Raw genomic sequence first — 16,139 nt, 5'->3', positions numbered from 1 at the left:
ACTTCTTTTATCTAGTGACAATTTGTCATAAATAACATTTTACATAAAAGGTAGCTTCATGCGCCCTTTTTTTGCAAGATTTGGATTGGACATCTGCTTCATCATCTTTCGGGATTGTTCAAACCCTTTTAAAAGACGATTCACATCGGCTACCTTTGTGCCACTCCCTGAAGCGATCCGCTTACGGCGGCTGGCATTAATAATCCCAGGCTTATGGCGTTCTTCGCCGGTCATGGACAAGATAATTGCTTCGGTTCGCTTGGTATCAGCTCCGGATAAATCCACATTTTTCAGAGCTTTTTTACTCGCTCCGGGAATCATTTCCAACAGGCTGTTCATTGAACCCATGCTCTCAATTTGCTTAATTTGTTCCAGAAAATCATTGAGATCAAATTCCTGGTTTCGTATTTTTTCTTCCAGCTTCCTTGATGATTCTTCATCCATCATGCTTTGAGCTTTATCAATGAAGGAAAGCACATCACCCATCCCTAAAATACGGGAGGCCATACGGTCTGGGTAGAAAAGTTCAATATCGGCGAGTTTTTCGCCGGTACCAATATATTTAATGGATTTCCCGGTGGTAAATGTAATGGACAATGCTGCCCCACCACGGGTATCCCCATCAAGCTTTGTTAAAATCACCCCGGTAATATCCAGGAGGCGATTAAATTCGTTCGCCACATTAACAGATTCCTGACCTGTCATGGCATCAACGGTTAATAAAATTTCGGTTGGCAAAATGGTCTCTTTAATCTTGACCAATTCTTCCATCAGGGCTTCATCAATTTGCAGCCGGCCGGCGGTATCAAAAATAACTAAATCATAGTGACCGTCTTCGGCTTTTTTCAACCCGCGTTTGGCAATTCCCACCGGGTCTTTGATATCATGTTCCGAATAAACATCAATATTTAATTCTTCACCCAGGATTTCAAGCTGTTTAATCGCCGCCGGACGGTATACGTCACAAGCAACCAATAATGGCTTGAATTTCTTTTCCTTGCGCAAAAGATTGGCAACCTTACCGGCAGTGGTTGTTTTACCAGCACCTTGAAGCCCGACCATCATGTAGACATTCCGGCGGCCGTCAATAAAGTCCATCCGCTCAATTTCCCCACCAAGCAGGGTAGTCATTTCATCATTTACAATTTTAATGAATTGTTGTCCTGGTGTCAGGCTGTTCATAACCTCCTGGCCAATGGCTCGTTCACTAATGTTTTTTGTAAACTGTTTAACAACCTTAAAGTTAACATCCGCTTCCAGCAGTGCAAGCTTTATTTCCCGGCTGGCGGCTTGGATGTCCTTTTCGTTAAGCTTTCCCTTGCGTTTGAGTTGGGAAAATATATTCTGAAATTTCTCATTTAATCCTTCAAAGATCATAATTTCACCTCTAGTTTTCTTCGCTGACTTTTTTTAATTTTTCAATCACTGCGGTCAGTTCGGATTTCAGCTCCAGGTCTTTTGTACCTTCTGTCAGACCAACCAAATCCTTTTGGATTTCTTCCAGAAGTTTCTGGGATCCTAAAAATTTTTCTACCAGCCCAAGTTTTTCTTCATAAACTTCCATCATGGCTTTTGAGCGTTTAATCACATCAAAGATACCCTGACGGGTGACTTTCATAACTCCGGCAATTTCAGCAAGACTATAGTCGTCGTTATAATAATAGTCCAGGATCTGTTTTTGCTTTTCGGTTAGAAGCTCACCATAGAAATCAAACAAATATTGTTCGCCAATTTTTTTTTCCATAAACACCTTCAATGTCGTAAAGGAATTTTACTTGACGACTTTATTATTGTAAGTCCTGGGGGGCAAAATGTCAAGCTTTTATTCAAATAGGAGATCAACAAATTTTAGCGGATCAAATTCAATGAGGTCCTCTTGTTTTTCACCGATTCCCACGTATTCAATGGGGATTTGCATTTCGTCAATAATGGCGATGGCAATCCCCCCTTTAGAGGTGCCATCCAGTTTCGTTAATACAATTCCGCTGATCTCAACGCACTCGTGAAAGACCTTGGCCTGGTTTAACGCATTCTGTCCGGTGGTAGCGTCTAAAACCATAAGATTATGGATAGTAAAGCCTTCTCCTTCGCGATTGACGATGCGGCTGATCTTTTCCAGCTCTTTCATAAGATTGACCTTATTATGGAGCCGGCCGGCAGTATCACAAATTAATATGTCGGTTTTTCGGGCTCTGGCGGCACCGATGGCATCAAATACCACTGAGCTTGGGTCCGCACCTTTAGTGCTTTTAATAATATCCACGCCCACCCGTTTGGACCACTCCTCAAGCTGCTCGGTGGCCGCTGCCCGAAAGGTATCTGCGGCAGCAACCATGACTTTTTTTCCTTCGGCTTTGTAGCGACTGGCCAGCTTGGCGATAGTGGTAGTTTTTCCAACACCGTTAACCCCTACCATCAGTATAATCATCGGTGTGGTCCATGGTTTTTGTTCAATCCGAACCATATCGGCGATAATTTCTTTTAAATAAGCCATAACTTCTTCTTTGGTTTTTGCCCGGGTTTCTTTAATCTTGCTGCGGAGCTGTTCGGTGATCTTCATCGAGGTTTCCACCCCAAGATCCGAAAGAATCAGAGTTTCTTCCAACTCTTCAAAAAAATCATCATCAAAGCTCCCCATGTACATGACATTTTCTAATTTTACCTTAAACGTATCCTTTGTTTTAATCAGCTTGTTGCGCATACGTTCATATAAACTTAATTCCATTGTTGCCTCCTCTAATATAAGTATATTTATAAGCTCAACAGTAAATTGCTTTGATGTCAGTTTTCATAAACGATTTCGTAACGTATAGGCGAACAGTCGTTAGACTGTACGCCGTATAGTGGAGAAATTGTTTCATGTAAACTGGCAGCGAAGCTCACAGCACTTTCGCAATGGCTGTGGTGTATTCTTTAGACATAATCGGATATTCGGACTGATACCAGTTGCGAAACACCGTCCCCGGACATCGATACGCCGTAGAGATTGTCGCAGACCTCCAGGGTTTTGAGCCGGTGGGTAATGGTGATGAATTGGTTGTTTTCGGCGATTTTCTTCAAATAACTGATGTAGCGAAAAATGTTGTGATCATCCAACGCCGCATCAATTTCATCGATGACGCAAAAGGGTGAGGGATTGATTTCTAAAAAAGAAAAAAGCAGGGCAATGGCCACCATGGATTTTTCGCCGCCGGAAAGCAATGAAATATGGCGGAGCCGTTTTCCCGGCGGTTGGGCTACCAGCTCAATGCCGCCTTCTAAAATCCCGGTGGGATCGGTGAATTCCAAATAAGCCCGACCGCCTTCAAAAAGAATGCCAAATATTCGGGTGAATTTTTCCTGAAGGATAATAAATTTTTCCTTAAACTGATCCGTCATAGCGTCGTATAAGGAATTGATAATGTCCAGCAGTTCCCGCTTACCCGAATCCAAATCCTCCAGTTGTTCCTTCATAAACCCGTGCCGCTCAACAATTTCTTCATAATCGTCGATGGCACTGAGATTCACATTTCCCAGCCCCGCAATTTTCCCCTTGAGCTCCCGTTGGCGTTCTTCGGATAAATCCAGTTCTTCAGCATCCTGTTTCGCCATCAATTCTTTGTAAACATCCTGTACCATAATGTAATTCATTTCATAGCTGGCATAAATGCCTTCTTCCCAATGATCCATGTTGATTTGAAGACCGCTTATTTTGGTTTCCAGCTTGTTTTTTGCATCATTATGGATGATTAAATCATGGTTAATGGTTTTGATTTCTTCTCGGAGTGCTTCCAAGACTGTGGTATTTTCTTTTTGCTGATCCATATTGGTTCGGTTTTTTTCCAAGTGGGACGCCAATTCAGCCGTTAACCTTAAAATTTCGATTTCCAGAACTTTCTGGCTCTGGGTCAGCTCAAAAGATTCGCTATTATATTGGGAGATTTCCTTTTCCAATTGGGATTTTCGTTCCAATTGGCGGTTAAGCTGCTCTCTTATTATTGAGCACTGCTGTTCATAGCCATTGATTTCTCCATTTAGCCGGGTGACTTCCATCTGTCCCTGGGATATTTCCGGTCTTAGATTATCCAATTGATGACGGATATCATCCACCGCGTCCCCTGGCGCCTGATCCTTTTGGGGCTGCTGCTTCACCTTATTATGTGAATTTTCGGCAAGAATCAGGGCTTCTGAAAGTTCATGCAGCCGATGGGTTAAGCCAGTTTCCTTTTCTTTGAGCTCCTGAGACAGCTGCTGATTGGTTTCTTTTTTCTGGTTTAAATCGTCAAGTTCTTTATTGTTTTCCCATATTTTTTGTTTGCAAAGGTTATAATTAGCTTCAATTTCTTTTAGCTCATTTTTATACTGTAACAGTGCCTGGATTCCAGTCTGTTCCTTTTCATGGAGCTTTAATAAGAGTTCTTCCTGGTGTGCCATTTCTTTGCCGAGCTTTTCAATTTCCGCTTTTTTAAACAAGGGTGATTGCCGGCTGTCTTTATTCTGTCCTCCGACAATGGCTCCACCGGGATAAAAAATTTCGCCTTCCAGGGTCACAATCGTGAATTTCCCCTGAAGACTTCTTTGGATTTCTTTTCCAGCGGAAAAATCCCTGGCAACAATGGTTCGGCCCAGTAAACTGTCAATGGCCTTTTCATAAGCGGCAGTGGTTTTTACCAGCTCGCTGGCAATGCCTTCAAATCCGGAAAGCCCTTTTAGCAATTCGCGGGTTTTGGCATCAATGAGTGAATACCGGAGATTATCCAGAGGCAAAAAGGTGGCCCGACCAAGACGCTGGGTTTTTAAAAGGTTAATGCAAGCACTGGCGGTTCTAACATTTTTCACTACAATGTTCTGGCTTTTTCCACCCAGAGCAATATCAATGGCCTGGGTAAAACGACTGTCCATGGAGATCAGTTCCCCAACCGGTCCGTAAACTACATGGATCACATCCCCAAGAATTTTTTCTGAGGTCATCAATTTACGAATGGCCGGGAAATAATCCTGGTAGTTTCTTTGGACATTTTCAAGATAATCTTTTTTTGAGGCGTTGACCTTACGATTGTTTGAAAGGGTGTGCTGCTCGCTGGAAAGATTTTCTTGGGTGAGTTTGGCCCGGTTGAATGTTTCAAGCAGTTTTTGATGCCGAGTTTCAAACGCTGCTTTTTCATCACTGAAGGCCCTGGTTTTTAGCGCCAGTTCTTTTAAGCTCTCATTAATCAGGGTTTGCTCCTGTGCCAGTACCGCCAGGCGCTGATTGACAAAGTCAGCTTCGGTTTTTGTTTCCTGGATTCCCACCCTGCATTCAAGCAGTTTTTCTTCCAGACTTTGGCGTTTAACCTGGTTGGAAGCAACAGACTCCTGATGGATTTTTTCCCGTTCTTTCTCTGTCTGTTCTTCCCGCAGCAGTTCATTTAAGGTTATTTCCAGCTTTTCTTGTTTTGAACGATGAATTTTCAGGAGTTCTGTTTTCTGTCCCGCTGTTTCCTGCAGATCAGTAATTTTTTTATTATTTTCGGTGATTTCCCCGTCAACATCGGCCATTTCTTTGCCCAGACGTTCCGCGGTAATGTTATTGGCTTCAATCCGGCTTTTGTTCCGAATATCATTTTGCTGGGCCTGTTCCAATTCTGATCGCTGTGCAGTCAGTTTGTTCTTGGCCATATCCGCCAAAAATTCCAATTCCCGGTTGTGAATGGTCAGCTTCTGATACAAGGCATCCTTTACTTCAATGTTTTTTTCATCGGATTCACAAAGCCCGCATTGACAAGTGAAGTCTTCCCGAAGCTGGGTCATGGTCTTTAGGGCAGTGGTCATTTTTTCATAAAAAACGACTAAATCCACAGTTTTCAGCTCCTCATGGAGCGTCAACCAGGTTTTAGCCTTCCGGGACTGATTTTTCAGTGGTCCTAACTGCTTTTCTATTTCCACCATAATATCCCGTAAACGGTCTAAATGATTCTGGGTTTGCTCAAGCTTTTTTTCGGCTTCATTTTTTTTTGTTTTATAAGATACGATCCCCACGGCTTCCTCAAAAATACTTCGCAGTTCGCCGGGTGAGCTGGCAATGATATTTTCTATTCCACCCTGACTAATCAGGGAATAGCCGTTTTTCCCAAGGCCGGTATCCATAAAAATACTGTGTACATCCTTAAGCTTGCAGCTTTTTTTATTAATGGCGTAATCACTGTCCCCGGAACGATAGAGTTTTCTTGAGATCGAGACCTCCTGGGGATAATCCACCAGTGATCCATCCCCATTGTCCATCACCAGCACCACTTCGGCATAACCGGTGGGTGATTTTTTATCGGTTCCCGAAAAAATAACATCTTCCATTTTTTTTCCCCGCAGGGACTTAATACTTTGTTCACCCAGCACCCATTTAATGGCATCGGTAATATTGCTTTTGCCGCTGCCGTTGGGCCCCACAATGGCTGAAATACCCTTGGAGAATTCGAGGCTGACAGGGTCTGCAAAAGACTTAAATCCGGTTATATGTAATTTTTTTAAAAACAAACCCTCACCTCAATTTCCAGATCACACATTTTTTCCTGAACTGTTTATTTTTTCAGCACTTCAGATAAGTAATTCTTGGCCGCATCCTGTTCGCCTTCTTTTTTACTTTTACCGATTCCGGCGCTGACGCATTCATTGTTTAAAAGCAAATTAATGAAAAAAGTTTTATTATGCTCAGGTCCCTCAGATTTATCCAAAACATATTCGATGACGTTGTCATTATTCTTTTGGATATGTTCTTGAAGTTCTGTTTTATAATCCTTTACCAGAGCCCCGGACAAAGCCAGCTCGATATTGTTGCCTAAAAGCCGCAGCACCATTTCACGGGTTGTTTCAAAATTACTGTCCAAAAAGACAGCTCCAATAAGAGCTTCGAACGCATTGGCTAAATTCGACTTTCGTCGTCGTCCGCCGGTTACAATCTCCCCTTTTCCAAGCAGGATATGATCCCCTAAATAGAGGTCATAGGCTGCTTTGGAAAGAGACTCGGCACATACAATATTGGAACGGATTTTCGTCATCTTACCTTCTGATAGTTTATGAGACTCATATAAATACTCACTGATAATCAGTTCCAATACTGCATCCCCCAAGAATTCAAGACGCTCGTTATTTGCGGCGTTTCCTGAATGAGAGCTGTGTGTTAATGCAATTTTCAAAAGTTCTTTTTTCTTAAAATGATAATTAATTTTATCTTCTATAGTCAACTTATAACACCTCCTCAAAAAGCAGGCACCGCCGAAATTCAGCGGCGCCAGTTATTTCTTTATGCTATTGCATTTATTATATCTTGGACGGTCAGGATATTTTCAAGCACTTCATCGTCAATTTTAATCTCAAATTCATCTTCAAAGGCCATAATTAGTTCAACAATGTCTAATGAGTCTGCCTTAAGATCTTCAACAAGGGAAGTTTCAAGGGTAATATCATCAAGATCAAGATCAAGCTGTTCAGCAATAATTTCCCTGACTTTCAATAATTTTTCATCCATGACTTACACCTCCATTTTTTTTGCATTTTCAGTGATTTTTTGTAAAACATCGTTCTCAATAAACTTAATACTCTGTCGCACCGCATTTTTAATGGCAAAGGCATCACTGCTGCCATGAGCTTTTATGATCCCGCCCTTAACCCCTAAAAAAGGTGCCCCGCCGTACTCCGCATAATCAAACTTTTTTTTGAATTCTTTGAGGTTTTTCTTAATCAGAAGACCTCCAATTTTCCCTTTGGTATTGCTGGTAATCGATGTTTTGATGCCCTTTAACAGGTATGCCGCAACGCCTTCGGTTAATTTTAAAACAATATTACCTGTAAAACCATCACAAACCAGAATATCTGCTTCTGTTTCCGGAATATCCCGCGCTTCCACATTGCCCGAAAAATTAAAGTCTCCAGCCTCCAGCAGCTCATAAGCCGCCTTTACAAGGCTGTTTCCTTTTTTTGCTTCGACGCCGATATTAATAAGACCAATGCTGGGGTTCATCTTTCCCAAAACATTTTCAGAATAAATTTTCCCCAACTGGGCAAATTGCACCAGGTATTCAGGTTTGCAATCCGTGTTCGCACCAGTATCAATCAACAGGAAAACGCCATCGCTCTTTGGCAGGGTTGCCGCCAAAGCAGGACGCTTAATTCCTTTAATACGGCCTAGTTTTAAGAGTCCGCCTGCCAACAGGGCACCGGTACTTCCTGCTGAAATCAGCACCGGATTTTCCAGGGTTTTCATGGCCTCAAGGGCCACCACCAGGGAGGAATCGGTTTTACGACGAATGGCCATTGCCGGTTCTTCACCGCTGCTGATCACGGTTTCTGCATGAAGAATGGTGATCTTGTCCTCAGGGTAGGTATATTTTGAAAGCTCTGCTTTTATGGCTTCCTCGCGACCGACAAGGGTTAATGCGACACCATACTCGTTAACCGCATCAATGGCTCCTTTGACAATCTCGAAGGGGGCATGATCGCCACCCATGGCATCCAAAAATATATTCAAAATATGGCCTTCCTTTCTCATTTTGCGTTTTTCATCACAGGAAATTTAATCCCGGATAGAGAAAAAACAGAGTCTAAACTCTGTTTATTCGTCAAAACTAATGACACTAACGTCTTTGTATGTTCCACAAGACTTGCAAACACGATGAGGCAATTTAATCTCACCACATTTTGGACAAGTACTCATACCTGGAACAGTTAATTTATAATGTGTTCTTCTCTTATCTCTTCTAGACTTAGAAGTTTTTCTCTTTGGTACAGCCATCACTAACACCTCCTATATAAAAGTCATATCACTTACAATAATTTTTTTAATGCTTCAAAGCGGGGATCTAAATCACCGTTTTTATCACAACTACATTGCTCGTGATTTAAATTACTGCCACATTTTGGACACAAACCCGCGCAATCGTCACTACATAGCACACGATAAGGTTCATTAATATAAATGCACTCTTCAACAACGGGTACGAGATTTAGGACAACCTCATCCTCTTCAACCGTTACTGTTTCCGAATACTCATAGCTACATTCCACCGGGGTTGGTTCCAGGCAACGGGCACAGGGATAGATCATGGTCATTTCCACCGTCACTGTCACGAAAAAAGTACCACGCGACAATTTCTCGATGGTTCCACGCGCCAAAGCGCCATCTTCCCCGATTTTTCCCTCAATGTCTTTTACGTCCTCATTTTTCAGAGTAAATTCAAAGGGGATCTTTTCTTCCAGTAATAGCTTATTGATTTCAAAATTCATTTTATCACTCCAAACGGGCAATCATCATTATATAGACGATTGCCCATTTTGTCAAGTGAAATACTTTACATTATTTAACTAATGAAAGGGTATCTCTGGCAATCATTAATTCTTCGTTGGTCGGAATGACCATAACCGTTGTTTTTGAATCTTCAGCTGAAATAATCATGGCTTTTCCGCGGTTGCTGTTGGCAACTGGGTCTAATTTAATGCCTAAAAATTTCAAGTGATCACAAATGGCCTGACGAGAGGTTGATGAGTTTTCGCCTAAACCAGCGGTAAAGATAATGCCATCAACACCGTCCATGGCTGCTACATAAGCGCCAATGGTGATTCGAACACGGTAATGGAAAATATCCAAAGCCAATTGAGCACGTTTGTTGCCGCCGTTGGCAGCACCTTCAACGTCACGGAAATCTGAGCTGATGCCTGAAACTCCGAGAACGCCGGATTGTTTATTCATCATGGTATCTACTTCTTGAACAGTATAACCTTTACTGACTAAAAATGGAACGATGGCCGGATCGATATCGCCACATCGTGTTCCCATTTCAAGGCCTGCAAGTGGCGTTAATCCCATAGAGGTCTCAATGGATTTACCATTTTTAATAGCACAAAGACTGGCACCATTTCCTAAGTGACAGGAAATCAGTTTTAAGTTTTCAATTTTTTTACCCATTAATCCAGCTGCTTCTGCGCTTACAAATTTATGAGATGTGCCGTGAAAACCATATTTTCTAATTTTATATTTTGTATACATTTCATAAGGCAATGGATACATATAAGCTTCCCCAGGTAATGTTTGGTGGAAAGCTGTATCAAATACAGCAACCATTGGTACGGTTGGCAATAATTCCTGACAGGCTCGAATACCAATGAGGTTTGCAGGGTTATGAAGTGGTGCTAACTCAGAGCATTCTTCCAACGATTTAATAACAGCATCATTTACCACAACAGAAGCTGAAAACGCTTCTCCACCGTGAACGGTTCGATGACCGACTGCAGAAATTTCGTTTAATGATTTGATTACGCCATGACTGGGGTCAACTAAAGCAGCCATTAAAATATTTAAGGCTTCTTTATGAGTTTTCATGGGTTGTTCAAATTTTACTTTTTCTTGTCCCGGTGCTTCATGAACCAGAACAGATCCCTCAATACCTATTCTTTCGGCCAGACCTTTGGCTAATACTTCTTCGGTGGACATATCAAGTAGCTGATATTTGAGCGAAGAACTACCACAGTTAATAACAAGTACATTCATTAATAATTACTCTCCTTAAGTTTTAATTGATTGCGTAGTATAACTTCTATATAATAACAGTAATACCACTAAATTTCTATTATTTTTTTGCACAATTACAGGAATATCTCTAAAAATCGTTATTTTTTTATCATTTAAGTTAAAAAAGGAGTGGATCATGAAGGTTCTTGGAATCATAACCGAATATAATCCTTTTCACAAAGGTCATGCCTGGCAGCTTGAAACTACTAAAAAAATATCCCAAGCCGATGGTGTCATGACCCTGATGAGCGGAAGTATTACCCAGCGCGGCGATTTCGCCATCATAAACAAATGGGAACGCACAAGACTGGCGCTGGCTTCCGGTATTGACCTGGTCTGTGAACTGCCCTTTGTTTATGCCGGCCAAAGTGCCGAGGCATTTGCCCAAGGCGGCATTAAAATCTTCAATGCCACCGGAGCCTGTGATTTTCTTTCCTTTGGCTCTGAACATGGTGAACTGGAACCACTCCAAGCCCTGGCCCAGATTCTGTCGCTGGAGTCTCCGGAATTTAAACAGCTCCTGGGGTTCGCCCTGGATACCGGTGTTTCCTTTCCCAAAGCCCGAGAACAAACCATTCATGAACTTTTAGGTGAGGAAGTCAGTTCTCTGCTTACTACCCCAAATAATATTCTGGCCATTGAATATCTTAAGGCTCTGATTGTCACCCAAAGCACTATTTCCCCCATCACCGTGAAACGCCAGGGATCCGATTATCACAGTCTGGAAACATCGGACTACATGAGCGCCACAGCCATTCGAAAAATTCTTTTGAACAGCCTGGTTCGTGACACCATTCATTCAAACCCAGTTATGGACCTTAAAAATAAGCTTCCTTATAAGGTAGAAAGCTTATTGGCCCCCATGGAGGATTACAATCTCCAGGGGGATGCTCTGTTTCTCAACGCTTTAAGGCTGATGATTCTCTCCCGGGATGTCGGGGATCTGAAAAATACCCCCTATGTTGCAGAGGGCCTGGAGCATAAAATCCGGGATGCCCTAAAAACAGCCAAAACCCTGGACGCTCTGGTTGATGCCATTATTTCGAAGCGAATCCCCAAAACCCGGGTTCAGCGTATTTTGTGCAACCGCCTGTTGGAATTGGACAAGAAGGTTCTATTTAAATTCAACGATCCTTCGTTTAAACCTTACCTGCGGGTATTAGGCTTTAATTCAACCGGCCAGGCAATCCTTAGGAAAATTAAAAAGCAGGGTGACATTCCCATCCTCACCAATATGAGCCGTGGCGAGCGGCTTCTTTCCCCTGTCCAACGCGAGATGCTTCATTATGATATCCGTGCCACGGATTTGCATAATCTGTTTTATGAAAAAAACTATCAGTATCACCACGACTATACCCAAAGCCCCATCCGCATTTGAAAAACCAATTAATTAAGGAGAATATTATGCCATTCGACAAAAACAATAAATCTGACATGCCAAAAAATCCCGAACTATTTCCATCCTGCGGCCCTGTGAGAGGGCTGCATCGCAAGGGAATTTCAAGTTATAAAGGCATCCCCTATGCCCAGCCCCCGACTCAAAATCGACGATTTAAAGCGCCTAAGCCGATGCCTCCATGGGAAGAGATCCGAGATTGCCTTGAACCTGGAAATGCCGCCATGCAGATGGGCGGCATTCTGGTTGATTCCTCGGGAACCTACCAAATGGATGATAAAAGTGAAGATTGCCTTTTTTTAAATGTCTGGACACCGGCCACCGCAAAAGAGGAACGTTATCCGGTGTATGTTTTTATCCATGGCGGCGCTTTTGCCACCGGATCCGGCAGTGAAATGGTCTATGATGGTGCCCGAATGGCTCAAGAGGGTGTGGTGGTAGTCACCATCAACTACCGTCTGGGAGCCCTTGGCTTTCTCGCCACCCACGGGCTTTGTGAGGAATCCGGCACCACCGGAAATTATGGTTTACTGGATCAGATTCAAGCACTTCACTGGGTGCAGGAAAACATTGAAGCTTTTGGGGGCGATCCCACAAAGGTGACCCTGGGGGGGCAATCCGCAGGGGCCTATAGTGTGACGGCGCTGATGCTCTCGCCCCTGGCTAAAGGACTTTTTCATCAGGCCATCGTCGAAAGCGGCTCAATTTTTTCAATCTCCAGCTTTGCCTCACAAAACCGTGGGAATTTGGAAAAATCCATGGCCAATGGCCAGCTGCTCTGCGAGCTGTTTGGTGTCGAAGATACCCAGGAGGATTTATACAAGTTGAGACGGATCCCCGGCGATGCTCTGGCTGCTGTATCGATGGTTAAATCCGACCAGTCTGCGGCACCAAACGCCTTCGGTTTCTGGCCGATTTTTGATGGCGTCGTTCTGCCTAAAGATCCGGTTGCCGCCCTAAGATCCGGAGAGGTGAACCCGGTTAAAATGCTGGTGGGCTTTAATACGGATGAGTCTTCCCTCTTTATCAAGGGACACACCAACCTGGGAATTTACAAAATGCTATGCTATGAAATTTTTGGTCCAGAACATGCGGATGCGGTCATGGATTTCTTTAAGGTAGATGAGGAGCACTCGGCATTGGAACGGATGCAGGAAATTTACACCCACTCGGCTTTTCTCATCGGCATGGTCATGATGGCAAAAAAATATGCCCAACTGGGCATTGATGTCTATTTCTACAATTTTGATTATGATCCTGCCATTCTTAAAATAGTGGGCTTGAACACCGCCCATGCCATGGAGCTTCCCTTTGTTTTCGGAAACGGTATCGGTCGGCGCCGAGCCACTAAAATCAGCAATCTTTCCTGGCTTATGCAACAATCCTGGACGAACTTTATTAAATACGGAGATCCCAATTTTAAAGCAGCATTTAAAGGACAGGTACCCTGGCCCAAATTCGATCCGGAAAAAAAGGACATCATGGTCTTTGACACCCATTTGTCCACCAAGCCCCTGCCCTACGAAGAAACCCTGGCATTTCTAGAAAAAATCATGTTCAACGACCCTCAATAAGGGTTTGTTGCTAAACCGTCCTGGGGACGATGGTAAATCGTTGTCGGCTGCAGTTCGTACAGGCTGTCGCCTGTTCGCCCTGATGCCGACAACTGATGTTACCATCGTCCCCAGGACTCACTATCTATTTTGTTAAAATCCTCCAAAAGCCGTTAAGCCTTTAGCATGTTGACAAACACATAACGCAGTACCGGCAATTGTTACGGTAGTTAGTCGGCAAGTTGAAAGGCTTCGTCTTCTTTTTCACTTGCTTTCCACGTACCAGCGGGGTTCCTCGTAGAAAAGACAAACTTCTTTGTTGAGGATGCGGCACAGATAGCGGATGCCCTGGCCGCCGACTTTTCTTGAAACCCCGGGTCGGACGTCTAAAATCCGGTCGATTTCGAAGACCCGGCCATCCTCCCAGAAAATTCTAAGGGGTATGATGCGGCCATCTTCTTCAAATTCGGCAATGACCTTTACATATTTTTTGGTGTACTTATTTTCCATAACGCACCTCTAAAAATATCTCAGGGGATAGATGACATGATCCTTTTTAGGGTCCATGCAACTCATGGTATCGCCTATGGTAACTGCCCGTCGCACAGAGTGATTGCCATATCTTTTGCGGAGTCCATCAATAGTGATATCCAAACGCCCCTGGCGGATACGTTCTTCTTCATGACCAAATAAATCAAGCTGTATGGGAACCGTATTCGGAACCAAATCTGCTGCCCGTACCCCCAGTGACCTTACCGGCGAACTGAAATCATAGTTTTGATTAAATAGCAAAATAGCGGCTTCCCCAATTTCACCGGTCAGATCCGAAGGCTTACTTAATTTCATCTGTCGTGTAAAGCTTCGCAGTTCTTTGGTCCGGATATGAATGGCCACGGTTTGACAATAACAGTCGGTTTCTCTCAAGCGCATTGCCACACTTTCAGTTAACATATACATGACCAGTTTCATGTCTTTCGTGTTTTCAATATCCCGGGGTGTTGTAATGCTGTTGCCAATGCTTTTTATAACCCGTTCATTCCCATTGTAGTTTTCATCGAACCACTTAACCGGACTGTTATCAAGTCCGTTGGCAAAGTCCCATAAAATAACGCCCATTTTACCCAGCTGGCATTTTAGAAAATCCATGGATGATTTTGCCAAATCCCCAATGGTATAGATCCCGTACTTCATCAGCTTTTTTCCGGTTGATCTTCCCACATAGAGCAATTCCCCAACACCTCGTTCCCACACAATTTCCTGGTAATTTTCCCGGGTGATCACCGTAATGGCATCCGGTTTTTTATAATCTGAACCAAACTTGGCAAATATTTTATTAAAGGAAACTCCGATTGAAACCGTCAATCCCAGTTCCGACTGAATCTCCCGGCTTATTTTTCGGGCAATTGCTTCGCCGCTTCCGTATATGTGGGTGCTGCCCGTCACGTCGATCCAGGCTTCATCCAAGCCAAAAGGTTCAACCAGTTCGGAGTAACGATAGTATATTTTTCGCGCCATTTTAGAGAATTTCAGGTAGCGTTCAAAATTTGGTTCCACTATGATCAGCTGCGGGGATTTTGCCCTGGCTTCCCAGAGGGCTTCACCGGTTTTTACCCCGGCTTCTCTTGCCAACTGATTTTTTGCCAGAATAATACCATGGCGATTTTTGGGATTTCCTCCCACTGCCACCGGTAAACCCTGAAATTCAGGATGATACAAACATTCAACGCTCGCATAAAAGCTGTTCATGTCGCTGTGCAAAATGACACGATCCATTTCATTCACCTTCTTTAAACTATCACCGTTTTTTTTACCCATAAATGATATTTATTTAAATAATATACCCTTTTATTATCATTTGTCAACGGATTAAAATATATTTTTATCATTTATGGTTATTTTTATTGAATTTTCATCATTGATCCCTTATACTTAAGATCAGAGGTGAAAACGATGATTAACGAAAAAATCAGAACATTAAAAAAGCAATCACATCTGACTGCTTATGAAATATCTGAAAAATCCCGAGTCCCTTTACCAACGGTTCATAAAATTCTTTCCGGTGAAACTAAAAATCCAAAATACGAAACCTTAAGGGCTATTGTTGAAGCCCTGGACTGTATAATCCAAATTGAGCCCGCACAAAATGGGAATATGCATGATTTTTCTGAAAAAGAGTCCGGCATTGTGGGTTTATACCGCCAATTATCATCTGACGGAAAAGCCTTTTTTCAAAAGAATATCAAGAATTTTCTTGATTATGAAATTCATTTTAAAATTAAAGAAAATCATCAAAGAATCAAAGAGCTTCCCCTCTATCTGCTGCCTGCGTCCGCAGGAATCGGAAGTTTCCTGGATTCTCATCACTATGAATTCACCCCTTTTTCCGCTGAACTCATTCCTTCCGGAACAAAATTTGCCATTCGGGTAGCCGGTGATAGCATGGAACCGGCTTATTATGATAATGATATTGTTTTTATCCAGCCCGCTTCATTACTTGAAGAAGGCGACGTTGGCATTATTGTGATCAATGATGAAGGCTATATTAAGCAATATCGGGATCACCAGTTTATTTCGTTCAACCCCAAATATAAACCGATTTTACCCGGGGAATATGACAATGTTCGTATTGCAGGAAAAGTCCTGTCAAAATATGAGAAAAGAAAAGGAGAATAAA

15 protein-coding genes are annotated in these 16,139 nt (G+C 42.8%); 3 read left to right on the top strand and 12 right to left on the bottom strand.

Features of this window, described 5'->3' with window-relative positions; translation table 11 throughout:
- Positions 1-39: 39 nt before the first annotated feature.
- From ffh to AKG39_RS11015, 10 genes are all read right to left on the bottom strand, one after another.
- Positions 40-1,377, bottom strand: a complete 1,338-nt coding sequence (gene ffh / locus AKG39_RS11060; protein WP_050740458.1) for a signal recognition particle protein — start codon at positions 1,375-1,377, stop codon at positions 40-42.
- Positions 1,378-1,387: 10 nt separating this feature from the next.
- Positions 1,388-1,744 (bottom strand): YlxM family DNA-binding protein, encoded by a 357-nt coding sequence (gene ylxM, locus AKG39_RS11055; protein WP_050740457.1) that lies wholly within the window; start codon positions 1,742-1,744, stop codon positions 1,388-1,390.
- A gap of 78 nt (positions 1,745-1,822) precedes the next feature.
- Positions 1,823-2,725, bottom strand: coding sequence for a signal recognition particle-docking protein FtsY (gene ftsY, locus AKG39_RS11050; protein ID WP_050740456.1), 903 nt, complete (start codon positions 2,723-2,725; stop codon positions 1,823-1,825).
- Between the two features lie 188 nt (positions 2,726-2,913).
- A complete protein-coding gene (gene smc / locus AKG39_RS11045) occupies positions 2,914-6,489 on the bottom strand; it encodes a chromosome segregation protein SMC (RefSeq protein WP_050740455.1) in 3,576 nt (1,191 codons plus the stop codon).
- 44 nt (positions 6,490-6,533) lie between these two features.
- Positions 6,534-7,196 carry a ribonuclease III gene (gene rnc, locus AKG39_RS11040; protein ID WP_050740454.1) on the bottom strand — a complete coding sequence of 221 codons (663 nt, stop codon included), beginning with the start codon at positions 7,194-7,196 and terminating at the stop codon, positions 6,534-6,536.
- A gap of 59 nt (positions 7,197-7,255) precedes the next feature.
- Positions 7,256-7,480 carry an acyl carrier protein gene (acpP, locus tag AKG39_RS11035; RefSeq protein WP_050740453.1) on the bottom strand — a complete coding sequence of 75 codons (225 nt, stop codon included), beginning with the start codon at positions 7,478-7,480 and terminating at the stop codon, positions 7,256-7,258.
- A 3-nt stretch (positions 7,481-7,483) separates the two neighbouring features.
- Complete coding sequence (gene plsX / locus AKG39_RS11030) at positions 7,484-8,479, bottom strand: phosphate acyltransferase PlsX (protein WP_050740570.1); 996 nt, start codon at positions 8,477-8,479, stop codon at positions 7,484-7,486.
- 84 nt (positions 8,480-8,563) lie between these two features.
- Positions 8,564-8,743, bottom strand: a complete 180-nt coding sequence (gene rpmF, locus AKG39_RS11025; protein WP_050740452.1) for a 50S ribosomal protein L32 — start codon at positions 8,741-8,743, stop codon at positions 8,564-8,566.
- 32 nt (positions 8,744-8,775) lie between these two features.
- Complete coding sequence (locus AKG39_RS11020) at positions 8,776-9,234, bottom strand: YceD family protein (protein ID WP_050740451.1); 459 nt, start codon at positions 9,232-9,234, stop codon at positions 8,776-8,778.
- Between the two features lie 70 nt (positions 9,235-9,304).
- Positions 9,305-10,495 carry an acetate/propionate family kinase gene (locus tag AKG39_RS11015; RefSeq protein WP_050740450.1) on the bottom strand — a complete coding sequence of 397 codons (1,191 nt, stop codon included), beginning with the start codon at positions 10,493-10,495 and terminating at the stop codon, positions 9,305-9,307.
- A 157-nt stretch (positions 10,496-10,652) separates the two neighbouring features.
- On the opposite strand from AKG39_RS11015, the gene AKG39_RS11010 reads away from it, so the two are divergent.
- Positions 10,653-11,894 carry a nucleotidyltransferase gene (locus tag AKG39_RS11010; protein ID WP_050740449.1) on the top strand — a complete coding sequence of 414 codons (1,242 nt, stop codon included), beginning with the start codon at positions 10,653-10,655 and terminating at the stop codon, positions 11,892-11,894.
- Positions 11,895-11,920: 26 nt separating this feature from the next.
- Positions 11,921-13,486, top strand: a complete 1,566-nt coding sequence (locus AKG39_RS11005) for a carboxylesterase/lipase family protein (protein WP_050740448.1) — start codon at positions 11,921-11,923, stop codon at positions 13,484-13,486.
- 243 nt (positions 13,487-13,729) lie between these two features.
- On the opposite strand, the gene AKG39_RS11000 is transcribed toward AKG39_RS11005, so the two are convergent.
- Together AKG39_RS11000 and AKG39_RS10995 are read right to left on the bottom strand one after the other, a co-directional pair.
- On the bottom strand, positions 13,730-13,975 hold the full coding sequence (locus tag AKG39_RS11000) for a hypothetical protein (protein ID WP_050740447.1): 246 nt from the start codon (positions 13,973-13,975) through the stop codon (positions 13,730-13,732).
- A 9-nt stretch (positions 13,976-13,984) separates the two neighbouring features.
- Positions 13,985-15,238, bottom strand: coding sequence for a DNA polymerase Y family protein (locus tag AKG39_RS10995; RefSeq protein WP_050740446.1), 1,254 nt, complete (start codon positions 15,236-15,238; stop codon positions 13,985-13,987).
- Positions 15,239-15,415: 177 nt separating this feature from the next.
- On the opposite strand from AKG39_RS10995, the gene AKG39_RS10990 reads away from it, so the two are divergent.
- Positions 15,416-16,138: an XRE family transcriptional regulator gene (locus AKG39_RS10990; protein WP_050740445.1), complete on the top strand. Its 723-nt coding sequence runs from the start codon at positions 15,416-15,418 to the stop codon at positions 16,136-16,138.
- The last annotated feature ends 1 nt before the right edge of the window (position 16,139 follow it).

This window comes from Acetobacterium bakii (assembly GCF_001263355.1).
Classification (GTDB): Bacteria; Bacillota; Clostridia; order Eubacteriales; family Eubacteriaceae; genus Acetobacterium; species Acetobacterium bakii.
The sequence above is the reverse complement of the archived record's forward strand: the minus strand, read 5'-3'. Positions and strand labels throughout refer to the sequence as shown.